Annotated in this window: 22 protein-coding genes; 1 reads left to right on the top strand and 21 read right to left on the bottom strand. The window is 43.0% G+C overall.

What is annotated here, in order from left to right:
• Positions 1–194: 194 nt before the first annotated feature.
• The 18 genes from ACTWQL_RS17080 to ACTWQL_RS16995 all read right to left on the bottom strand — a co-directional run bounded on the left by ACTWQL_RS17080 (position 195) and on the right by ACTWQL_RS16995 (position 17953).
• Positions 195–1241, bottom strand: coding sequence for a Gfo/Idh/MocA family protein (locus tag ACTWQL_RS17080; RefSeq protein WP_443143638.1), 1047 nt, complete (start codon positions 1239–1241; stop codon positions 195–197).
• 27 nt (positions 1242–1268) lie between these two features.
• Positions 1269–2357: a Gfo/Idh/MocA family protein gene (locus tag ACTWQL_RS17075; protein WP_443143637.1), complete on the bottom strand. Its 1089-nt coding sequence runs from the start codon at positions 2355–2357 to the stop codon at positions 1269–1271.
• Between the two features lie 16 nt (positions 2358–2373).
• The gene (locus tag ACTWQL_RS17070) at positions 2374–3144 is read right to left on the bottom strand and encodes a sugar phosphate isomerase/epimerase family protein (protein WP_443143636.1); all 771 of its coding nucleotides are present in this window, start codon (positions 3142–3144) and stop codon (positions 2374–2376) included.
• A 249-nt stretch (positions 3145–3393) separates the two neighbouring features.
• Positions 3394–4242, bottom strand: a complete 849-nt coding sequence (locus ACTWQL_RS17065; protein WP_443143635.1) for a sugar phosphate isomerase/epimerase family protein — start codon at positions 4240–4242, stop codon at positions 3394–3396.
• Between the two features lie 29 nt (positions 4243–4271).
• Positions 4272–5543 carry an FAD-dependent oxidoreductase gene (locus ACTWQL_RS17060; protein WP_443143634.1) on the bottom strand — a complete coding sequence of 424 codons (1272 nt, stop codon included), beginning with the start codon at positions 5541–5543 and terminating at the stop codon, positions 4272–4274.
• A gap of 45 nt (positions 5544–5588) precedes the next feature.
• Entirely contained in the window at positions 5589–6581 is a 993-nt protein-coding gene (locus ACTWQL_RS17055) for an ROK family protein (RefSeq protein ID WP_443143633.1), read from the bottom strand.
• Between the two features lie 34 nt (positions 6582–6615).
• On the bottom strand, positions 6616–7401 hold the full coding sequence (locus tag ACTWQL_RS17050; RefSeq protein WP_443143632.1) for a sugar isomerase domain-containing protein: 786 nt from the start codon (positions 7399–7401) through the stop codon (positions 6616–6618).
• A 27-nt stretch (positions 7402–7428) separates the two neighbouring features.
• Positions 7429–8211, bottom strand: a complete 783-nt coding sequence (locus ACTWQL_RS17045; RefSeq protein WP_443143631.1) for an SDR family NAD(P)-dependent oxidoreductase — start codon at positions 8209–8211, stop codon at positions 7429–7431.
• An 18-nt stretch (positions 8212–8229) separates the two neighbouring features.
• Positions 8230–9249, bottom strand: a complete 1020-nt coding sequence (locus ACTWQL_RS17040) for a phosphotriesterase family protein (protein ID WP_443143630.1) — start codon at positions 9247–9249, stop codon at positions 8230–8232.
• Positions 9250–9271: 22 nt separating this feature from the next.
• Positions 9272–10351, bottom strand: coding sequence for a Gfo/Idh/MocA family protein (locus tag ACTWQL_RS17035; RefSeq protein WP_443143629.1), 1080 nt, complete (start codon positions 10349–10351; stop codon positions 9272–9274).
• A 25-nt stretch (positions 10352–10376) separates the two neighbouring features.
• Positions 10377–10901, bottom strand: a complete 525-nt coding sequence (locus tag ACTWQL_RS17030) for an NAD(P)H-dependent oxidoreductase (protein WP_443143628.1) — start codon at positions 10899–10901, stop codon at positions 10377–10379.
• A 29-nt stretch (positions 10902–10930) separates the two neighbouring features.
• Complete coding sequence (locus tag ACTWQL_RS17025) at positions 10931–11848, bottom strand: carbohydrate ABC transporter permease (RefSeq protein ID WP_443143627.1); 918 nt, start codon at positions 11846–11848, stop codon at positions 10931–10933.
• Positions 11835–12743: a carbohydrate ABC transporter permease gene (locus ACTWQL_RS17020; RefSeq protein WP_443143626.1), complete on the bottom strand. Its 909-nt coding sequence runs from the start codon at positions 12741–12743 to the stop codon at positions 11835–11837. The genes ACTWQL_RS17025 and ACTWQL_RS17020 overlap by 14 nt, the downstream gene beginning before the upstream one ends.
• A 128-nt stretch (positions 12744–12871) precedes the next feature.
• Positions 12872–14008 (bottom strand): ABC transporter substrate-binding protein, encoded by a 1137-nt coding sequence (locus ACTWQL_RS17015; RefSeq protein ID WP_443143625.1) that lies wholly within the window; start codon positions 14006–14008, stop codon positions 12872–12874.
• A gap of 222 nt (positions 14009–14230) precedes the next feature.
• A complete protein-coding gene (locus ACTWQL_RS17010; RefSeq protein WP_443143624.1) occupies positions 14231–15040 on the bottom strand; it encodes a sugar phosphate isomerase/epimerase family protein in 810 nt (269 codons plus the stop codon).
• 11 nt (positions 15041–15051) lie between these two features.
• Entirely contained in the window at positions 15052–16152 is a 1101-nt protein-coding gene (locus ACTWQL_RS17005) for a Gfo/Idh/MocA family protein (protein WP_443143623.1), read from the bottom strand.
• A gap of 55 nt (positions 16153–16207) precedes the next feature.
• Entirely contained in the window at positions 16208–17041 is an 834-nt protein-coding gene (locus tag ACTWQL_RS17000; RefSeq protein ID WP_443143622.1) for a phytanoyl-CoA dioxygenase family protein, read from the bottom strand.
• A gap of 48 nt (positions 17042–17089) precedes the next feature.
• Complete coding sequence (locus ACTWQL_RS16995; RefSeq protein WP_443143621.1) at positions 17090–17953, bottom strand: YhfZ family protein; 864 nt, start codon at positions 17951–17953, stop codon at positions 17090–17092.
• A gap of 195 nt (positions 17954–18148) precedes the next feature.
• Here ACTWQL_RS16995 and ACTWQL_RS16990 point away from each other — a divergent pair, with 195 nt between their 5' ends.
• Positions 18149–18787, top strand: coding sequence for a YesL family protein (locus ACTWQL_RS16990; protein ID WP_443143620.1), 639 nt, complete (start codon positions 18149–18151; stop codon positions 18785–18787).
• Positions 18788–18868: 81 nt separating this feature from the next.
• Here ACTWQL_RS16990 and ACTWQL_RS16985 read toward each other — a convergent pair whose 3' ends face one another.
• Genes ACTWQL_RS16985 through ACTWQL_RS16975 form a run of 3 tightly spaced genes read right to left on the bottom strand, consistent with a single transcriptional unit; the run spans position 18869 to position 21884 of the window.
• On the bottom strand, positions 18869–19999 hold the full coding sequence (locus ACTWQL_RS16985; RefSeq protein ID WP_443143619.1) for a M24 family metallopeptidase: 1131 nt from the start codon (positions 19997–19999) through the stop codon (positions 18869–18871).
• 18 nt (positions 20000–20017) lie between these two features.
• Positions 20018–21427 (bottom strand): sodium:solute symporter family protein, encoded by a 1410-nt coding sequence (locus ACTWQL_RS16980; protein WP_443143618.1) that lies wholly within the window; start codon positions 21425–21427, stop codon positions 20018–20020.
• Entirely contained in the window at positions 21420–21884 is a 465-nt protein-coding gene (locus ACTWQL_RS16975; protein ID WP_443143617.1) for a MarR family winged helix-turn-helix transcriptional regulator, read from the bottom strand. The genes ACTWQL_RS16980 and ACTWQL_RS16975 overlap by 8 nt, the downstream gene beginning before the upstream one ends.
• Between the last annotated feature and the right edge of the window lie 59 nt (positions 21885–21943).

Genomic DNA, 21943 nt, shown 5'->3' with positions numbered 1-21943 from the left:
AAAATGCACGTACACACAACTCCTATCCCCACTCTTGTTTCTCGTCAATTCAAGTGTACAGGTTATAGGAGCTTGTGTGTTTTTTTACGTGAATTTTTCTCATACCCCAACAAATATTGTAGAGCCATTAAAGTTAACACTACTGCTCATTCAAAAAACCCATTGAGATTTTCAGTTTCTCAATGGGTCTTCTATTAAACCACCGACACTTTTTCAGTTAGCTGAATAATTCGCTTCGTATCTTGTGCCTCAAGGGCAGCTAATATGACATTCAAGGATTTCTTGCCTTCCTCGCCCGTGATGAATGGCTCTTTATCTTCAATGATACAATTCACAAAATGATCGATGACATGTGAATTGAATTGTCCGCCTTCTTCATTCGTTTGGATTTTTCCTAGCTGGTGATTGATGACATGCCCGTTCCGATATTCTTCTATCAGAGAATAGGATGGATCGGCTTCTAATCGCAATGTACCATTTTCTCCATAAATGATCGTCGAATTATCCCCATCACCGGTCGTATAAGCCCAGCTTGCTGCCATTGTGCCGACAGCACCGTTTTTTGTACGAAGGATACAGACAGCATTATCATCTACCGTTGAATTTTCCTTGGCATTGCTTTCAATGAACGCACCTACTTCCGTCACTTCACCAAGCAGATACCGGATAAGATCCGCTTTATGGACACCAAGATCGCCCATCGCCCCTACGAACGCCTTGTCTTTATCGAAAAACCAGCTTGTTTTCCCGTCAACACTCCATCCCTCAGGTCCTTGATGACCAAAAGTGGTTCTGAAACTGAAGATTCTGCCCAGCTTTCCACTGTCAATGATTTCTTTCGCTTTTTGATGAGATGCTACAAACCTTTGATTATGCGCAATCATCAGTTTCTTGTCATTTGCTTTGGCGGCTTCGATCATTTCTGTCGCTTCCTTTTCTGAGGTTGCCATCGGTTTTTCACAAAGTACATGTTTCCCTTTATTCAAAGCCTCGATCGTCACAGGTGCATGCAGATAGTTAGGAAGACACACGCTGATGGCGTCGACTTCAACTAGATCCAGCGCCTGTCGGTAATCAGTGAACGCTTTCGCTCCATATTGTTTTGCTGCTTCTTCAGCACGGTCGGCGACGATATCGACGACTGCAACGAGCTCCACTTCGTTATTGGCATGATATTCTGGCAGATGACGATGTTTTGCAATACTTCCGCACCCGATTATTGCTACTTTCAATTTGCTCATATCACGTGATCTCCTTGTCCAATTTGGTTATTGTTTAACATATTCTTCGTTCAATAATGGTGGTTTATCACACGTGCTTTCCATTACATAATGGCTAGAGCGATCAGAAGAATGATGGATCCCTTGCATGATTTCAAGGACATGCAGGGCCATGTTGCTGTTCGCACGCGGAGTTGAACCTGCTTCAATCGAACTTGCCATATCAGCGAGGCCGATCCCGCGTAAGTTATCGTGCCCATCTCCAGTACAATGCAATTCCTCCCAATCTCCATCACCGTGCTTTTTCAACAAGACAGGCTGGTTGAAGTTATTCGGGTCTGGAAGGCTGATCGTCCCGTTTTCCCCGTATATTTCGATGAAGGGGGTTCTTGCAGCGGAAACATCGAAACTTGTTGTAATCGTCGCAGTTGCGCCTGCGTTGAAATCCAGGATTCCAGTCACATGGGTCGGGGTTCGGACGAGGATTTTCTCGCCGGCCCTTTCCGGATTCCCTATTACGCGTTCTGGGAATGAAATCCGTGTCGACCCTGCAATCCGGTTGACAGGTCCTAATAGACTGACGAGCGCCGTAATGTAATATGGACCCATGTCAAACATCGGACCGCCGCCGACCTGGTAGAAGAAGTCAGGATTCGGATGCCACGATTCCGGTCCTCTTGACATCATGAACGAGGTAGCACCGACCGGTTTCCCGATCGCCCCTTCTTCAATCAGCTTCCCTGCAAGCTGGATGCTACCTCCTAAAAAGGTATCAGGAGCCGAACCAACGACTACACCATTTTGTTTGGCAGTCTCCACAATCTTCTTTCCATCTTCAAAGGTTACAGCCAGCGGTTTTTCAGTATAGACATGCTTTTTCTGTTCAACCGCCTTAAGCGATACTTCCGCATGAGCGTGTGGTACTGTTAGATTCAAAATGATATCGATCTCTGGAGAATGTAGGATTTCTTCTACTGTATACACGTGTTGAACAGAGTATTTTTCGGCAGCAGCCTTTGCCTTTGTATGGTCAAGGTCTGCACATGCGATAATATCAAATTGTGGAAATTTGCGGCTGTTTTCCAGGTAGATGCCACTGATGTTCCCACATCCGATAATGCCAACTTTCAAAGACATATATCCAACTCCTTGTTTATATTTTACTTAAATGTGGCAGCTTCGTTTTTAAATACTTCAGGCTTATTTCCAGGCTTTCCAACGGCGTCAGCCTGCTGACATCCTGTTCAACGATCCACCACTTTACGCCTGCATCCTCACCTGTATCCAACACTGCTTCAATGTCGACGCCGCCTGTGCCAAGCTCTGCAAAAAATTGTTCGGAGTCCGTGGTCATGTCTTTCAGATGGACGAGCGGTACTCGATTCTTGTGACGCTGGATCCATTCAACTGGGTTCTCACCAGCCTTTTTTAACCAATAGATGTCTAGTTCCGCCTGGACATTTACTTCATGAGTTTCACTTAGAATTGTTTCAAGTGCAGTTCTCCCGTCAGGAAGCTGTTCCAGTTCAAAATCATGGTTATGATAGCACAGGGTCAATCCTTCTTTTCGGCATCTCGCACCTGCTTCATCAAGAATGGAGATGATGTTTCGATATCCTTTTTCATTGCGGAGCTCTTCACCTACATAAGGACAAACGATGAATTTGCTGCCCAATGACTTTTGGTCTTCGATGACCTTTTGCAGATCATTTTCCAGCTCTTCGATACCCACATGGCTGGAAACCGCCTGAAGCCCAAGTTCATCCAGCAAGGTCCTGACTTCTTTAACAGTCAGATCGCCATAACCTGCAAATTCAACGCCTTCGAAGCCGAGTTCCGCAACTTTCCTTAAAGTCCCTTCAAAATCCTGATGGCTTTCTTCCCTTAACGTATACATCTGTACTGCAACTGGAATATGACTCATCTTTGTAAAAACCTCATTTCTACTGTTAGTTGTTTTTTATTTAGTTTTTATGATTACTGAGTTGATTGAAGCGCAATTTGCGACACTTATGAGGAAAAGGAGTCAGGCGAGACCCCACAGTTTTCAAAGGATCTCTTTTGAAGCTTTCATACGGTCACTAAATCCTAGTTTCCGCGTTGGAGTGGTCGTATAAAGCCTTCATAACGGATACTCCCCCACGTCTTGCGGCATCCACAGCATCCTCGCTCTCTATAGCGTTGTTGGATGCTTGTCTGCTTTCATTTTTCGCAAATTCAGGTTATCCATCAGTTTTGCAGTTTCGAGATAGGCTTCTTCTACCCATTCAACAATGTGATCAGGATCCGGGGAGAATTCCAATTCGCACGAAATGACAGAATCATATCCCACTTCATCAAGCACTTTAAGATATCCAGCCAGATCCGCATTCCCTTTGCCTGTTGGCCAATCATTATGAACTGTGCCGTCATTATCCGAAATATGGACATGACCGATCCTGCCTTTCAATCTCTTAATCTCTGCTGCCTCGACCCCTTGTACATGAAGGTGCCCCAGGTCGACATTCGCAAGGCAGTTCTTTCTGTCCACATCATCTAAAAACCTTTCCATCGTATCGACGTCATTGACTAAGGAGTACTTGAACGGTTCCAATTCAACGACGACTTCCATATCGCATTTTTCAGCATACTCACTTAGTTCCCTCACGGCTTCTACTGCATATCCCCATTGCGTTTCAGGAGCGATGACATTTTTCTCCCATATGTACTCTCCGAAACAGACGAGCAAGTTCTTTGCATCGAGGAACACCCCCATATCGATGAGTTTTTTATAACAATCGATTGCAAACCTCCTTACATGCGCTTCAAGAGAAATCAATTCCGGATAAGCGCTTACCATTGAGACGACGGGTAAGTCCAACTCCTTCGACAGGTTCATGATTTTCTTGATGTCGTACGATTTGAAATCCATTTGAGGGAAGATATCAATCGTATCGAAGCCGAGCTCTTTTATTTTCTTGATTCCTTCGAAATATTCGATATCCGTACCGAACCATGCTGAATTGATACATCCTAATTTCATATGAATCACTCCTGTATTTTTTATCTTTGCTATATTACAACGCCTTGGGCTACTAATCTGTTTAGTAGATCTCCGCGATCGATCATGCGGAAATTCTTACCTTGTTCAAGAGAAATGCCGGCCGCTGTCCCGGCAGCTTGTCCCATTGCCATGCATTGTGCGGAGTTCCTGGCGGACGCCTGGGCGACGTGTGTTGCGGAAAGGCAACGTCCTGCAACAATCAGATTGTCGATTTTTTGCTGTATGAGGGAACGATACGGAATATGGTAGATGCCATCCCCCTGGACATATGCCCAGCGGGTCCCGCTTCCGGAAAAGTGGTCCTCGATCGGTGCCCCGCAGCACGCAATAGCATCTTCGAATTTCCTTCCTTCCACTACATCTTGTTCTGTCAGGATATATTCGCCAATGATCCGTCGTGTTTCCCTGACACCGATATGCTGGCTTGTTGTGATGAGGAATGAGTCTTCAAACCCATCGACCTTGTCTTTCAAAAAACGGACATACTCCTGGGTCTGTTTCCTTCCTTCCACTTCAGCCAAGGTCAATGCAAACGGATCGGTAGCGTCAACCCCTGAGACCCGTACCATATTGCATTGGATCACACCTTTATTCGGAGTCACATGCCAGGAACCGTCTTCTCGTGGAAGGTTGTATTTTCCTGATCGATTTGCTTCCTTCATTTTCTCCACCAGTGATTGGTGCTTCACTTTTCTCGCTCTTTCGGTGTCTACGTTTGCCAGGAAAAAAATCGTAGTCAACGATTGTAATTCACCTGAATCCAATTTCTCGAAAGGAACACCCGACCGTTGAGCGATATCGCCATCACCCGTCGTGTCGATATAAACATCCGCATTGATTTCAATCAATCCGCCTTTATTGGCGATGAGGATCCCTTTGATCTGCTTATCTTCAACCTTGACCTTACATGCGTAGGTGTGATAGAGGAGTTGGACGCCTGCTTCCAGTACCAGTCCTTCATAAATGATTTTCAACTTTTCTACATCATAGGTGATCCCGGTACCTGCTCCATAGGTGTTGGGGCGCTCGAAACACGCTTGTTCTTTTGACAGACGTTGAACGACTTCCCAGGGGATTCCCCCGATGATACGCCTTTGGTTTTCGCCTGGTGTATAAAAGCCATAAAAGGTATCTACCCCGGTGGCTGTCCTCGATCCACCTAAACAACCTTGAGACTCTATCAACAGGACTCTGAGTCCCGCTCTTGAGGAGGAGAGTGCTGCGTTTACACCTGCTGCTCCTCCTCCGATTACCAGGACATCGGTTTGGATCTTATCCATTTCATCCCCCTCTTTGGCATAGATGATTTTTGTTTCCATTATGGATCAAGTCAAATGCACATCTCTGTAAATGCTTGACTTTCGTTGTTGATGTCCGGCCCATGCAGCCACGCCGATTGCTCCACCATAATCGTTGAAATCCGCCTTTCTGATTTCAATCCTGCCTATTGAATCTGGAAATAAAATTTCTTTTTCATCAATCTTTTCGCGGATCATATCCAGTAGTAAACTCGAGTTTGAAACACCGCCTCCGATGACGACAGCTTCAGGGTTCATACTGGCGATCATATTCCGAATGACGATACAGATATGTGTTGCTGCCTGGTCTAGGACGAATAGAGCTGATCGATCGCCTTGAAGAGCGGCGCTTGTAATCAGTTCCGGTGTAACTTTTGTCAGGTCACCCTCTGTCATGTCCCGCATTAGTGTCGGTATCCCTTGCTTGATGAATCCAATAGCAGCAGTGGTGATCGCAGAACCGCTTGCTACGGTCTCCAAACAGCCACGATTGCCACAACCGCATAACCTTCCATTCGGTTCTATAACTTGATGGCCCAATTCTCCAGCCGCACCTTTTTTACCAAGAATCAATTCACCATCATGAACGATCCCTCCGCCGATTCCAGTTCCAATTGTTAAGTAGAAAAAGGAATCAAACGCTCTTGCTGCGCCATATTTTTTCTCTCCATATGTTGCCGCTCTAGCATCATTCAACAGATGGACGGGTAATTCAATTCTCTTTTCGATTTCTTCTTTCAGGTTGATTCCTTTCCATTGGTGCGGAAAATTAGGCAACAGTATGACAATGCCTTTTTCGGTCTCCACTACCCCTGGAACAGTGACGCCGACAGTTGCGATCCTGGCATCGAGAGAATCTTTCATTTCTAAAACGGACTCTGCTATTCTAGAAATGACGTGTTCCCTGCCTTTTTCAGCCTCGGTCGGGATTTTATGTTGAAGCTTGATCGTTCCGTCTTGATCCATGGCGACTGCTTTCATATTCGTTCCGCCTAAATCAATTCCTATATCATAAGCCATGTGCTTTTTCCTTTCTGTGTTGTAGTCCTGAAAATCATAGATAGCGGGTTGTCGACCAATATTCTTCGTAGGATTCTTCAAACAGACGTTTCGATTCTTTTTCACCTACGAAAACAGAGCTGGTAATGACCTTCGGCGGCTTCCCTTCGTCTGTCAATCTTTGCGCGATTTTACATTTCAACGCGTTCACGATCACTGTATTTCCAATTGTCGATCCTGGGCCGACCGGTGTTTCCAGCCCGTCCAGTTTCACCATTGCGTCACCAGGGATTGCACAATTATCGATCACGACATCTGCAAGTTCATACAGCTTATATCCAGAGCTATGTTTTGAAGATGCCATCTCACTATGTGCCATTGAGGTAACTGCGATCAGTGGAATCCCTTTTTCCTTCATTTCCAAAGCCACATCCACCACTACTTTTCCTGTGCCACTATGTGAAAAGACGATCATGCTATCCATCTTGCCGAAATGATAGTTTGAAAGGATGACCTTCCCGAAGCCTTCGACGTTCTCTAGAAAAATCGCCTGCCTCTGTCCATTGTTCCCGACGACATTATGATGGTTCGTCAAGGAAAGCTCCACAATCGGATGGAAACCTGGAAAACTACCATAGCGGGGATACATTTCTTCTACAGCCATTCTGGAATGGCCACTTCCGAATAAATGGACGACGCAATCGTTCATGATACTTCCAACACAGATTTCAACAGCACGATCGATTGCTTCCATTTGGGTTGTTTCGATTTTTTCGATGATTTTTTTCACGCCGGATATATAATCTGTTTCGAGTTGTGATTTTACTGTTAGGTTATCCATCGTTTCGCCTCTTTCTGTTTGTGATTATCATTGTGCTGTCCAGCCGCCATCCACAGGTAGTGCGATGCCTGTAATGAATTTAGATTGATCGGATGCCAGGAACAGGATCGCTTCCGCAACATCTTCAGGATAGCCGATATGTGGTGAAAGCGGCTGTAAATAGGTCAGTGCGTCCCTGATTATTGGATCATTGACAGCCCTTTGCGACATCGGGGTGTCCAGTAGCCCGGGACATACGACGTTGATCCTTATGTTATCTTTCGAATAATAGACTGCTGCTGATCGACTCATTGAAATGACTGCGCCTCTGCTTGCTGCATAGGCATGTGTATTGAAATGTTCCTGTGTACCGACCATGCCAAGTATGGAAGAAATATTGACGATCGATCCATGTTGTTGTTTTTTCATTATCTTGAGTGCATGGTGATTGGTCAGGTAAACACTCTTCACATTCGATTGGATGACTTTGTCCCATCCTTCTTCTGTACATTCATCCAGAGGTCCGTCCCCCCATTTTCGACCGCTTATCCCTGCGACATGGACCAACACATCAAGTTTGCCGAATTCATTCAAGATTACCTCGTATATATGCTCCACATCATTTGAACAAGTTGCATCCCCAGAGAGAGGGAGAATCGTTGAAGGTCCATCAAACTTATTTTTCAGCTGTTCTACAGCAGCGATTGTCCTTTCCTCACTTCTGCCGGTTATCAAAACGGTCGCTCCCTGTTCGACGAAACGAAAGGCGGTTTCAAAACCGATTCCGCTTGTTCCTCCGATTACTAAAACGACTTTTTCTTTTAGTGACATCAAGTTCCTCCTGATCATTTATAGAAATGTTGCGTCAGATAATTCAGATATTCCGGTGTACTTCTGTTCCTTAATCAAGCGTCTTACAGAGAACGCTTGTTGAGGATTATTAGTCAGGATGTTTGAGATCAGATGATCTGATAATCCATGTTGCCTCAATCGTGGGATAAATGATTCCAGCAGATAGGCCATACCGGGCCCGCCGCCATATGCCTTCCAATAACTGCGCAATGCGAAATCTGTACCAAGCAAGACTTTATCCCCGTAACCCGCTTCGATCAGACCTGTGATCATATCGACCGTCTCGGAGATCGGATGATATTTGACCCGGGTGGCATTATCGTATTCGATGTAGCATCCGGTCTGAGCCAATTCTTCATGGACGAATAGATCAGGGTTCCTGTCCATATGACAGATGATCACATTCTCAGGATCCACCCCGTATTTGGATAAAAGTTCGATCTGTTCCATTCCGCAGGTGCCATGTTCCGTATGGGTAAGAATCGGTACACCTGTTTCGAGATGCGCCAGTGCGATGGCTTCAAATAGTTTGATAGAGACTGGTTTGATCGAATTATAATCCGATGCCCCCTTCAGTATGCCGGCTTTTGCAGGCAATCGTTCGACGAGTGGCCCGTTGTAACTATGTTTATCCATCCCGAGCGTACATTCTTGTATCAGCAGTTCAACGATTTGATCGATTGAATAATGGTAGATCCAGTGCAAATCATCGTAATACATCGGTTTATGAAAGCCGGTGGTGGCGATGATATGGGTCTCGGTTTTTTCAGCAATTTCCACCAGGGCAGCGGGGTTCCTGCCAGAATCCAGCGGCATACAATCCACAAATGTTTTGGCACCGAATCGCTTACAATCTTCAATTTCAGAGACGGCTTTATCAACACTGTCCAGCCGCAAATCATTCTTTTTCATGACGCCGAGCCCGCCCTGTATGATCAGATGTTCATGAGAATAGACGATACCAAGTTCGGAAGAAGGAACATCATCCAGAACTGTCCTTACATATGAGTCATTCATACTGTCCTCCTTTGGGATGCACCTATATTTTGATACTGCTTTTTACGATCTCATCAATTTCTATCGCTTTCTTGTCCTTATTCGATAAATAACAAGCCTCGACCATCGCCATCATCAACAGATTGTTTTCCCCGCTGATCGATGATTCTTCTCCGGTTTCGATTGAATGGAACAATTCACCCATCGTATACTGGAAAGCCCCTGGGAACCAGTTTCCTTCAAGCTCAGGATTGTGCCATTGATCTTCCAATTTTTTCGAATAGAAGGAAATCGTGCTCGGTCCACCACTCGGCCAGCCGATATCCAATTTGATGACACCCACGGTCCCTTCGATCTTATAAAAGACCCCGAAACTTTCAGGGTCCCACGTAAACCCATCGTCCCATGCATTTGCCATCATCCCATTTTCGTACTCAAGGATGTAGGAGGTGATATACTCCCCTTTATACAATCCTTCAGGATGCGGGATAGAGCTGGCGTAAATCCTTTTCGGCACTCCGAACAAAAGCCGGAACTGATCCAGATGATGGATGCTCATGAATAAGAACATCAACCGTTCATACTCCAACTGATACGGTTGCCAATGAGGTTGGAACCTGAGTTCGATCGTAGCCATGACAGGCTTGCCGATGTAGCCTTCATCAATCAGATGCTTCGTTCCCTGGATCGCAGGGTCGTATCGCCCGTTTTGGTTGACGACCAATTTCACCCCATGCTTCTTGCAAATCTCGACTGCTTTTTCGGCTTCTTCATAATTCATCCCCAACGGCTTCTGGGCAAGGATATGTTTCCCATGTTCTGCAGCCTGGCGGATGATGTTCAGTTGTTCATGAGGCGGGACAGCTATATCCACGACCTCGACCTTTGGGTCAGACAATAATTCGTCCAGGGAATCATAGACGTTCGAGATAGAGTGGTCTTTCGCTAATTGCTCAGCTTTTTCCCTTGTCCGGTTGTAAATCCCTATGATGTTGTACCCGGCCTGTTCATATGCTGGGAGATGACATTCTTTGATAATGAAGCCTGCCCCTATGATCCCGATTCCATACTCTTGCTTTTGGCCAAGTTTCGGCTTGTAATTTAATGAAAAAGGTGTCTGCAATGCACTTCCTCCCTGTATTTTTTGCTTATTGATGTTCCATTGTCAGATACTCGACCAGCTGTTCAGCGCTAGCTTCAATTTCCACTTCACCTATATGTGAAGCCCCGTATAAGATGAAAGGTTTCAAGTAAACCATTTCTGTCAAATCAATCGTCGCTTTCAATGGAAGAAGCAATTGCTCCAATGTATACCTGCTGGGACCGTCCGGACGATATGAATCTTCCAATCTGCCAGCAGAGATTGCAAGTCCATATTCCTTCCCTTTCAGTTTGTTACCCGTTCCATAACCGAAACCATACGTATACACTTCATCCTGCCACTTTTTCAGCAAAGAAGGTGTACTATACCAATAAAGAGGAAACTGGAAAACGATCCGATCATGCTGCGTCAACAACCTCTGTTCATGATCCAAGTCAATATCTCCTGCAGGGTATTTTTGGTAAAGCTCATGTACAGTGATGTCTTCGACTTGTTTCAGCCTTTCTTTCCATACACGGTTCACTTTGGATTCTGTGATATTAGGATGTGCTACCAATACGAGCGTTTTCATAGATTAAGAGCCTCACTTGTTCTGATGGATTACTTGAATGATGATAAAGATGCCCCCGCTTGCATGAAGTACTTCTGCCCAATGAAAAATATGATGATGGACGGAAGAGTAAAGATTGTTGCTGCGGCCATCAATAATTCCCATTGGCCGCCATGCTGAGATAGGAAGCCTTGAAGCCCGAGTGTAATCGTCCATAATCGATCATCATTCAAATAAATCAATGGCCCCATGAAATCGTTCCAAACACCTGTAAAAGTGAAGATGGATATTGTCGCAAGAGGCGGTAACAACAATGGGTATATGATTTGGCAAAATATCCGCAGCTCCGAAGCCCCATCGATCCGCGCTGCTTCAGACAATTCTTTTGGAATCCCCATGATGAACTGCCTCGTCAAGAAAATATTGAAAGCAGAACCGAAGAAAGCACCAATTGTCAATGGTAGATATGTGTTCACCCATCCTAACTGGGCAAAAATGATATATACCGGAATCATCGTCACTTGTCCTGGTAGAATCATCGTAGAAATGATGATTGCAAAAACCACTTTAGACCCTTTCCATTTGATTTTTGAAATGGAATAAGCAACAAGCGGTGCAGATATCAACTGGCCTACAATATTCACCGTACATAAAAACAGGGTATTCAACGTGTAGCTTAAGAATGGCATCGCTGTAAAAGCCTTGACGAAATTTTCCCATTGCAGCACTTCAGGAATGATCTTTGGCGGAAACACGAAAATCTCCGCTGGAGTCTTCAATGCCGAAAGCAAAAGCCAGATGAACGGGAAAAGGAAAATGAGCCCGATCAAAATCAATACAAGGTGAGCGAATATGGTCTTGGCCAACTTTTTCTTGCTTTTTACCCTTATCACCTTTTGAGAAGGATTAATGGCTTTCGTTGACTGATTCATTGGTCTAGTCTGTAAATCCGCTTTATTCACCCCCATAATAAACCCACCTTAATGACGTTTTGAAAATGATGATCGTAATGATGACCACGATCACAAACAGGATCCAGGCTAATGCACTTGCATAACCCATATTCAAATTGATGAATGCTTCATGATATAAATAAACCGCATAGAAAAGCATACTCTGGTCAGGTCCACCCAGGGCACCGCCTGTAAGGATGAAGGATTCCGTGAATATTTGGAACGCTCCGATCAACCCCATGATGATCAAAAACAACGTTATCGGAGACAATGCAGGAAGGACGATATACCTGAATTTTTGCCACCAATTCGCACCATCGATCGTAGCCGCTTCATAAAACTCTTTCGGCACCCCTTGCAAGGCAGCAAGATAAATCAATGCCCCTCCTCCAGTACCGAACAGTCCCATGATGATCAGAGACGGTTTGGTGAATTCGGGATCCGAGAGCCATGCAGGGTCAGGCAGGTGAAGCGCCCGTAATATCGTGTTCAAAATACCGATATCCGGACTCAGGATCCACAGCCACAAGATTGACATTGCAATACCCGGCACTACAGTAGGCAGGTAATAGATGGTTCTATACAAAGCGATACCTTTCACTTTTATATTAAGTAATAAGGCGATCAAAAGACTTGCAACCAGGGAAATCGGCACACTGATGAAAGCCATGTAAAAGGTATTACTTAGTGCCTTGTAAAAGCTATCATCATTGAAAATGGCTATGTAATTATCAAGTCCTACCCATTCAGGTTTTGAGAATATATCATATTCGGTAAAACTGAAATACAGCGATTGTATGAAAGGAATAACCGTCAAAAACAAGAATCCGATCAGAAATGGTGAAGCGAAAGCAAGTCCAAGCAGGAATTGTCTCTGGGTCCTATTTAATGTCAAGCCTCTTCGTTCCATACAAAATGATCCCACCCTTCTTTTATTACTCAGAGGAACAACAATCTTGTACAGAATAGTTCCAGGTCACTCCGCGAGTGGGAGTTCCCTGGTACCATTCAGCACATATCTTCATTGAGAGATTCCATTCACTCCTTCAGCTCATCAGCTTTTGGTTGGATTTTATTTTCGATTTTCTTTAATCCCTCATCTACTGAGACTTTATCGCGCATGATTTCGTCCTGGACCGTCCAGATCTCTTGTAAATACTCCTCTAAGAATGGCACAGTTGGAACTGATTTCATGTTTCCATTTACGATATAATTCATGAATGTTTCATATTCAGGAACATCCTTGAACGCTTCATCGTCCACTGCACTTTCCCGGGTAGGAAGATTCCCGAGGCCAGAAGCAAATTTGACCATCTGCTCTTTTTCTGTCACCCAGTTCAAAAACTCCCAGGCTTCTTCCGGGTGTTCGGAGCCTTCAGGAATATAAACCGTCCCTACATTGATGAACCCGGAATTTTTCGTTTCTGGTTTGTTTTCATCATAAGGCATAGGTGCGATACCGTAGTTGAAGTCTGGCGCATATCGTTTAATGAAGGTTGCAAGCCATTCACCATCAAAGGACATCGCAAACTTCCCTGTGAAGAATGAGTTCTGAGGCGAATCGTAAGCTCCCTCAGTACTTACAAATCTGTCCAGCGCTTCACTATCATACTGGTCCCACATTCTTTTATTCATTTCCATCATTTTCGTAAAGCCTGGATCAGTAGGAGTCACATCCTGGCTTTCAGGATCCCACAGTTTACCGCCAAAAGCATGCATCCACATATATGGATTCAATGCTGGCCAGATGCCTAAGCGTTCAATTCTACCGTTGTCTACCTTACTTAGTTTTTTATTGTACTCTTCCAGTTCTTGGACCGTTTCTGGGGGACCGTCCAACCCTGCTTCTTTTAGAAGGTCTTTATTATAGTAAAGCATCCAAGTATTCATTACGATTGGCAAAGCATACGTTTTCCCGTCATATTCTACAGCAGATCTTGCTGATGGCAGGAAGTCTTCATAATCGAAATCATCTTTTTCCATGAATTCATTCAGGGGCATGATCGCGCCGCGCTCTGACCAGGACGCGATTTTGTTTTCATCAGGATGGGTTGCTATGTCTGGCGGATTCCCTCCTACAATTGCGGTCATTTGTTTCTGCACATCACCCTGGCTTAATCCTTTGACGAAAATTTCATCCTGGCTTTCATTGAATTCCTTAATCAGCCCTTTCATCACTTTTCCTTCATCCCCGCCCCATGTATACCAAAAATCAATTGTAACCTTGTCCCCATTTTCGGCATTGGAAGTTCCAGAAGGAGAGGCGGTACACCCGGCAAGGCCACCACAAACAAGAAGGGCACAAAGCGACATGAATAGGATAAAACGAAATCTGTTCATATAAGTCCTCCTTAATATTCATCGTTAATAGATTCAACATCCTCGTAAAATAAATCGTTACGTAACGCTCTGCTTTTCAACTAACTTCTTGACATGTTCAATCGACAACTTCGTATCCTCCACCATCGTACGTTGTGGTTTCGTTTCTTCAGGGTGCCATAATTCGAAAGTAAGCCAGCCTTTATAATGAACCTTGTCCAAAGCAGCAATCAGCCTCTCCATGTCGATTTCTCCTGCGGTTAGATCTTCAGTAGGGATACTACCTTTTTGATTTCTTAGATGGAAAGCATAGATTCGTTCTGGATAATCCGATACCAATCTAATAGGATCATGGCCCGCAACGTGAGCCCATCCTGTATCGATGCAAAGCCCGACATCATGACTTGAAAACTCGATGACTGAACGGAGATCCGCATCTGCATTATGAGGATCATCAGCGTGATTATGTAGGCTAACTTTCAATCCTAATCCGCTTACGGCTTCAGAAATACGGGTCAGATGCATACCCTGGTTCTTGGTTTCATCCTCCGATTTTGGTAACGAAACACTCCATCCTCCTTTCGGGTCAGCATTCACCAACAAATCCCTTCCACCTGCTTCAGCCAATCTTCTGGCGATGGGCATGACAACTTCTTCTATATCAATCTCTGATTCATGCAACGGCAATCCCACATAGGAACCGGAAATTGACAGTCCATAAGAGTCCGCCAATTGTATCAATTCTGGTCGGGGATCGATTTCAACAGCATCCATCCCTGCATCCACGCAATCCTGAAATACTTCGTCCCAAGAAGGTTCTTTCTTTTTTTCAGCCCAATATCTATCAAACCAGCCATACATCGCTGTAGAATAACCGAATATTTCCATCAATCAACCTCCTATACATTCGAGTAATTCGATTCAGATGACATATGCGTAACACGCTGACCCGCTCCTGTATCCGCACAATTATACAAAGCTTGTAAACAAGCAAAATTGAAGCGCGCCTGTTCATTGGTTACAGCCTGAGAAGGTTTTCGGGTGACTTTAAGGTAAAAATGATAGAGTGGATGATCCATAAAATCAATATCACTATCGTTAGTCATCTCTTTTTCTTCCATCTTTACATCACCGTCTTTATCAAATCTATGGATGATCGTGTCCGATTCAAAATAAGGGGACCATTCAAGCGCTCCTTTCGTTCCTTCGATTTCAACGTGATGATATGGTTTACCATGCGTACAGGATGCTCGTTCATAGTGGACCATTATTTGTTTATCTTCGTATTCATATCTCATCATTGCACTTCCGTGTCCTTCAACATCGTATATGACATCAACAGGATCCGTTTGTGTCTGTGGTCTACTTGTCCATGCTGCCATCATGTCCACAGAGGTTGGATTGAACAAATCATTCAGTATAGCAAAATCATAGGGTCCCCAATCCATCACGACACCACCTCCACTCTTGGAGCGATCCAGGAACCATCTGCTTTCCGGCTGGTATTCGATTCCTGGTCTTGATCTTTGGCCACGATGGATATAGGAAACTTTATAAACATCTCCAATTACCCCAGAGCGGATCAATCGTTTGATTTCCTTGTTTTTCGACAATCCAATGAATCTGCTGCTGCAACATCCTAGAAACTTGGCATGGGCATTTGCAATTTCATATAATTCATCAGATTCTTCTTGATTCATGACCAGTGGTTTTTCACATAACACGTGACGACCTGACTGCAGTGCCTGTTTGGACAATTCAAAATGTAAGAATGGAGGGGTACAAACAATTACAATATCATCACTTCTTGCTTTTTCCGCAAGCATCTCATCGGTATCCGAAAATGGAACAGCATTTGGATATTGGTCCGTGAATCCTTTCAATACGCTGGGATTCGGGTCAGCTACTTTCAATTCGATCTCTTCATGATCTGGAAGTTTCATGGTTGCTTCTGCATGCGTTTTTGCGATAAAGCCTGCACCAATAAGATAGATTCTCATATATTGACTCCTTTCAATAAAGCTGTTGAAACGTTTCGATTCAAGTCATGTCAATTCATGCCCAGGGGACTTTCGCAGGGCTCCCGATTCTGTGCATTCTGAAAAGCTCTTTTGCTTTCGGTGGAAGCGAATCATATGTCTCTTGTGGTATATCAATGGAAGACCCTGCTCCATACCAGCTTCTATTAAAAATCATTGCAAGATTGGTTCTACGATAATCTGAATTGTTTGGTGTTCCGCGGTGCCACATACGAATATCCCGTATCAGGATCGAGCCAGCAGACATGTGCACCTTTTCTGAATGCATATGTTCAGCAGCTCGTACGATGTGCAAGTGTGGATTGACCGTATCATTCAAAGTATCATGATTTGATCGATCCGGATTCCGATGTGTACCCCCTGGCCAGATCTCCAGCGGTCCATTCTCTTCGGTTACATCGACGAGCGGGATGTTCAATACAAGACTGAAAACAGGTAAAGGGATATCCAAATCAGGAAATAAAGGCATGATATCACAATGGGCATTTTGATAATCAGAGCCTGGCATCGGAGTGTCAGAGGCAAAATAATTACAATGATTGTCCTCTCCAAGCAGACGATCGATCACAGAGGTTGCTATGGGGTTACATATGATATCCTCATCGATGTAAGGGTTTTCAAATGGGAGAAACATTTGAGCCCGATTTGTTCCGGTGTTATACCCCTTCTTACTGATGTAATCATCGAACAATACATCGAATTCCGTTCGGATTCTTGTAATCTTCTCTTCCGGAACGACTTTTTCAAAGATTACATATCCGTTTGCTTTTACTTGCTCCACAGCGATTTCAAGTGTTTCTGGATTTAATTGTTTGGTCAATTTCTCTTGCTCACTCAATTGTATTTTCATCATCAGCCTCCAATTTGATTTATTAAATGTACACTTCATGTCAGAGGATTAATAATAAGGGGTTATTATTCGGGTCATCACTTCTTTTTGAATTTTTAAGATTTTATCATTGTTGAACATTTCTGATAGAAAGGCGTAATTTTCCTTTCGATCGGTATTAACCATGATTGCCCCCGCCATGTTCTTCACCTCACTATTATTCTCCTCATACTGGACTGGATAGTAAGTCAACGTATGAATCAACTTAGTAGGCACAAGTTGAGAACTGTGCCATACCGCAGCATCAATCACACCATCCGCGATAAGATACGGTATGTGCATATACATGACTTCTTCTTTTGTATTTTGTGGAAATACACGGTCTGAAAAGGTGATATGGTCTAGAGATGTATTATCCACACCAATTCTCCATTCCTCCACCTCCTTTACAGCAGTTGAATTACATAATACGATCATATCTTCGTAGTAACTCTTTTCATCAAACGTTTTTATGATCTCAAGATTAGCCCATTTTTGTTGAGCCAAATCTGCTGCTTGATGTGACAGGAGAATAAAATCACATTGATGATTGAGCAATTCATTGATCCGTTTTGAAGACCCATTATTAAAAGAAAAAGTATACGCTATATTCTTCGATTTCAGTGTTCTTGCAATCCCTGAAGCTAACCCTTGGAATTCAAGTGTGCTTGGGATAGGAAGAGAACCTTTAACGGGACCTCGATCCATGATAGACCATAATAGAGCTGTATCCTTTTCCAATAGATACGTACCCATTTGGCCTTTAGGCTGTACTTTAATTGCCTCCATTTCTTTAAGTGCTGTCATGGCTTTATCGATCGTTCCGTATCCAGCAGTAAATTTCTCGGCTAAAACCGGAGTTGTAGGAATCCTTTCACCAATGTTGTATTTCAATATTTCTCCCGCAATATTTTTAGTTAAGTCTGAAATTTTCGAATTTAGTATTTTCATATTTTCAATATACCGAAAATTGAAAATAAATCAAGGGTATTTTTGAAAAAATCTGAATTTTTAAAAAATGTTTGATTTTTTGTCAGGGTTCCATTATAACTAGTAGATAATAAAAACTTTATTAATAAAGGTGATCAGATGAATATATTCAGTTATGATAACGTGGTCTATCGCATTTTAGATAAATGTTATCGTTTTTTACTATTAAATTTTCTTTGGCTATTAACCTGCCTGCCTGTATTGACTATTTTTCCTGGAACGGCTGCGATGTTCGCTGTCATTAGAGAACAAACCGAAGAAAGCGAAATAAGTATCATTCGATCGTTTTGGTATCATTTCAAGGAAAATTTCAAACAAAGCTTTGGACTGGGCATTATTTGGACATGTATAGGTTTTCTTTTGTATCTTAATATGACTTTAGTTTTCAGAATGCCGGATGAGTTAAGAGTCATCATGACGGCTTTTACTTTTTTGTTTATTTTTTTATACATAATCACATCACTCTATCTATTTCCTGTTCTTGTTAATTATAGGGAGAAGACACTTGGGGTTATCCGAAATTCCTTCCTATTTGCTATTGGCCAATTTCTCATTACGATCGGTTGTTTACTTTTATTGCTATTGGCAATTACGATTGTACTTTTTGTTCCTATTACGCTAATGATTGTAGGAAGCTTGTGTTCAACTGGGATATACAGACTCTGTACCCAATCATTCATCAAACTTCAACAACGGATGAACACTTTACCAGTGGACTCTGTCCAGAATGAAAACTAGTTTCTTTTCCGTATGATCATTTTGGCTGAATACGAAAAAAAGACACCATCCATGTCGAGGGTGTCTCAAATAATATTGAAATTATTGAAGGATCAATTGATTGAGTGTTTTGGGATACTCTGTAATCAACTCCATGCCATGTTCTCTGATGACAACCGTATCAGAGTGTCTGAATCCGCCTATTCCCGGGACGTATATTCCCGGTTCGATACAAAAGACCATGCCTTCTTCCAATATCAAATCATCATCAAATCGGACATAAGGTTCTTCATGTGCCGATATTCCTAAGCCATGGCCTGTTCGATGGACAGCGTATTTCGCTAAGTTGGCTTTTTCGATGATCTTTCTTGCTACTTTATCTACTTCTGACGCCTTCACCCCTGGACGAATGAATTCCAATGCTTTCAATTGGGCTTCTGTCGCCACTTCAAAAATCTTCTTTTGTTCTTGATCAGGTTCTCCGACAAAGATGGTCCTTTCCAATTCAGCCCGATATCCATTCAGGGCTACCTGACGACTGTGGATAATGACATCTCCCTTTTCGAAACGCCTTGTATTGGAGAAAACATGCGGTAACGTCGTTCTCACTTTACCAGAAGGTGACATGACGACGAGGTCCAATGTCGCCTCTTGATAATCATTCGATGCTTTTTTATAGATCTCCAAATTCCCTTTTGAATCGATTTCCAATTCACTTGTCCCTTCCATACAAGCTTCAATGGAAGTTTTCACACCCAGGTTAACTAATTCACCTGCTTTTTTCATCATCTCAATCTCTTCTTCATCTTTTATATATCGCATACGTACCAGTTGTTCTCCTACATCCGATATGGAAAAGCCGAGATCTGAAATCAATTGATAGAGACTGGCAGGTGCACTGCCCAGGTCCAACCCCACCCCAGTTCCAGGGGAGTATTGGGTCAAAACTTCTTTTACCACCTTCATCTGATTGGTGTTCATCTCTTCAGGATGTTCGTAATACACTTCGACGTGATCCACTTCTGCTTTCTGGAGCGCATGTAGCTCTTCCAGACCAGGAACGATCAACGTACTTTTTTCAGCATCAACAATTAGATAAATGGGCCGTGAGTAAATTAAAGCTCTGAATCCAGTCAAGTAATACTGGTGATCAGGCAACATGACAACTGCAGCAGACAAATCATTTTCTTTCAGGTAACTTCGAAAAATCCCTATACGCTTTTTGATATTCATCCTTGATACCCTCCAATTTTATTTATTGATCGTTGTTCCCGGTTTGACGTCAAGCTTTTTGGGCGTTGTCAGTAAACTCACAATGATCAACACGAGTAAGGACAGAGGTAATGAAAACAGTACGCTGTTCCAGTCCATCGGTTTCTGAAGACCGATTTCCCAGAAGATCGTAGCAACTCCACCAATTATGATCGATGACAAAACACCAGCAGTTGTCGCTCTTTTCCAGAGGAAACTAGCCAGAATCGTCGGGGTGATTGCAGCCCCATACATCGTGTAGGAGTACATCTGAATAGCCAACACAGATGGGAAGAATTGTCCAAGACTATATGCAAAAATCCCAAGGAGGATCACGATATAACGATTCAGACCAAGAATCTTACCTTCATCGATTTTTTTCTTTTTAAGCCCCTGAATCAAGTCGTAAACTAAGTTGCCTGCTGAAGATAACAAGTAGGAGTTTCCAGTAGTGATGATGAATGCAACCGATGCAGCAAGAATAAGAGAGCCTATACCGATTGGCAGTCCACTCGCTGCAAGTTCTAAGATAGCAGTATCTGGAGGAATATTCGGGAAAAGCACGATTGAACATGTTGCAAGCAAAATTGCCAGCCCCATGATCAATAGATCTCCAGCCAAGAATCCGATGGTAGATTTCTTGGCGACTTCGGGAGATTTTGCGGATGAAAAACGTTGGTACATATTCTGGTCACCTAAAATCAGGAGAAATGTTGGTAAGAAAAAGCCCAGTAATTGAGGAAAGGTCAATCCGCCATCCCATGCTAATTGATGGTCTGCCAATCCAGCTGTCAATCCTTCAAACCCACCAGCAGCTGATAAGGCAAACGGAATACCAATGATAAAACCAATAACGATAAGGAAGGAGCTTAGAAAATCAGTATAGGCTACAGAAAACATTCCACCTGTCGTAGCGAGAAAAATGACGACAGCTGCGGTTATCAACGTACCTAATTCAACAGACATCCCAGTAGTGAGACTAAGAACATAACCTCCACCGATGAATTGATACGAAGTGATCCCGACATACGCTAATAGGATGAATAACGCAGAGATCGTCCTCGTATTCTTTCCGAATTTGATTTCCAACATTTCTGGAATGGTATATTTACTCAAGGAACGTGCCTTATCAGCTATGAAATAGAGAATGAATATACCGATCGGAGCACCTGCAAAGTAAATGATTGAGGCAAAGGGTCCATATTGATAGATAAAGCTGGCTCCTCCTACGACCGTTCCAGAACCAACCCATGTAGCCAATAGTGTACCGATAAGAACAATTCTGGGAAGGCGTCTTCCCGCCACCATGAAATCTTCACTTGTCCTCACTTCTCGTTTCGCATAATAAATTCCCATGCCAATCATCAATAACAAATAAAGGACCACCACGACAATGTAGACATTACTCAAACTTTTCTCCTCCTCTACTATTAGAACTACCAATATCTACTTGTTTGTTCAATATGTCTTTGATCGTTTTCATGGAGGCAATCAACTTGTTGAGTTCTGATGCAGGAAGATCCTTGATCATTCTATTTACATAAAAATTGGAAGAATCAATCAGAGTTTTTGTCTGTTCTTCTCCTTTCTCTGTAATGACCAATTGGACTTTTCTTTTATCCCGATCATACTGTTTTTTTATAATCAAACCTTGATTGCTGAATTTATTAAGAATCCTGCTCATGTATCCTTTGTCTATTGAAAAGAACTCACACAGCTCATTCTGGAGACAAACATCTCTAGAATAGATTTCATATAAAATCTGTGAATCTAGTATAGAAAACAAACTGGTTTCAGAGTATTGATTTACCAGACCCAATACCCGAGTATAAAATCGATTGAACTTCCTGATTTCTTCATTATACAAATTATTCACCATTTTCTGATTATTTAATTTATTTATACTTAAATACGTTGCTTTTGTCA

This window comes from Pseudalkalibacillus sp. R45 (assembly GCF_052246725.1).
Lineage (GTDB): Bacteria > Bacillota > Bacilli > Bacillales > Fictibacillaceae > Pseudalkalibacillus.
The sequence above is the reverse complement of the archived record's forward strand: the minus strand, read 5'-3'. Positions and strand labels throughout refer to the sequence as shown.

Bases quoted from the DNA above. Each gene is read 5' to 3' on its own strand.
- ACTWQL_RS17080 (WP_443143638.1), bottom strand. From the start codon at position 1,241: ATGAGCAAATTGAAAGTAGCAATAATCGGGTGCGGAAGTATTGCAAAA.
- ACTWQL_RS17075 (WP_443143637.1), bottom strand. From the start codon at position 2,357: ATGTCTTTGAAAGTTGGCATTATCGGATGTGGGAACATCAGTGGCATC.
- ACTWQL_RS17070 (WP_443143636.1), bottom strand. From the start codon at position 3,144: ATGAGTCATATTCCAGTTGCAGTACAGATGTATACGTTAAGGGAAGAA.
- ACTWQL_RS17065 (WP_443143635.1), bottom strand. From the start codon at position 4,242: ATGAAATTAGGATGTATCAATTCAGCATGGTTCGGTACGGATATCGAA.
- ACTWQL_RS17060 (WP_443143634.1), bottom strand. From the start codon at position 5,543: ATGGATAAGATCCAAACCGATGTCCTGGTAATCGGAGGAGGAGCAGCA.
- ACTWQL_RS17055 (WP_443143633.1), bottom strand. From the start codon at position 6,581: ATGGCTTATGATATAGGAATTGATTTAGGCGGAACGAATATGAAAGCA.
- ACTWQL_RS17050 (WP_443143632.1), bottom strand. From the start codon at position 7,401: ATGGATAACCTAACAGTAAAATCACAACTCGAAACAGATTATATATCC.
- ACTWQL_RS17045 (WP_443143631.1), bottom strand. From the start codon at position 8,211: ATGTCACTAAAAGAAAAAGTCGTTTTAGTAATCGGAGGAACAAGCGGA.
- ACTWQL_RS17040 (WP_443143630.1), bottom strand. From the start codon at position 9,249: ATGAATGACTCATATGTAAGGACAGTTCTGGATGATGTTCCTTCTTCC.
- ACTWQL_RS17030 (WP_443143628.1), bottom strand. From the start codon at position 10,901: ATGAAAACGCTCGTATTGGTAGCACATCCTAATATCACAGAATCCAAA.
- ACTWQL_RS17025 (WP_443143627.1), bottom strand. From the start codon at position 11,848: ATGGGGGTGAATAAAGCGGATTTACAGACTAGACCAATGAATCAGTCA.
- ACTWQL_RS17020 (WP_443143626.1), bottom strand. From the start codon at position 12,743: ATGGAACGAAGAGGCTTGACATTAAATAGGACCCAGAGACAATTCCTG.
- ACTWQL_RS17015 (WP_443143625.1), bottom strand. From the start codon at position 14,008: ATGAAAGGGCTGATTAAGGAATTCAATGAAAGCCAGGATGAAATTTTC.
- ACTWQL_RS17010 (WP_443143624.1), bottom strand. From the start codon at position 15,040: ATGGAAATATTCGGTTATTCTACAGCGATGTATGGCTGGTTTGATAGA.
- ACTWQL_RS17005 (WP_443143623.1), bottom strand. From the start codon at position 16,152: ATGAGAATCTATCTTATTGGTGCAGGCTTTATCGCAAAAACGCATGCA.
- ACTWQL_RS17000 (WP_443143622.1), bottom strand. From the start codon at position 17,041: ATGAAAATACAATTGAGTGAGCAAGAGAAATTGACCAAACAATTAAAT.
- ACTWQL_RS16990 (WP_443143620.1), top strand. From the start codon at position 18,149: ATGAATATATTCAGTTATGATAACGTGGTCTATCGCATTTTAGATAAA.
- ACTWQL_RS16985 (WP_443143619.1), bottom strand. From the start codon at position 19,999: ATGAATATCAAAAAGCGTATAGGGATTTTTCGAAGTTACCTGAAAGAA.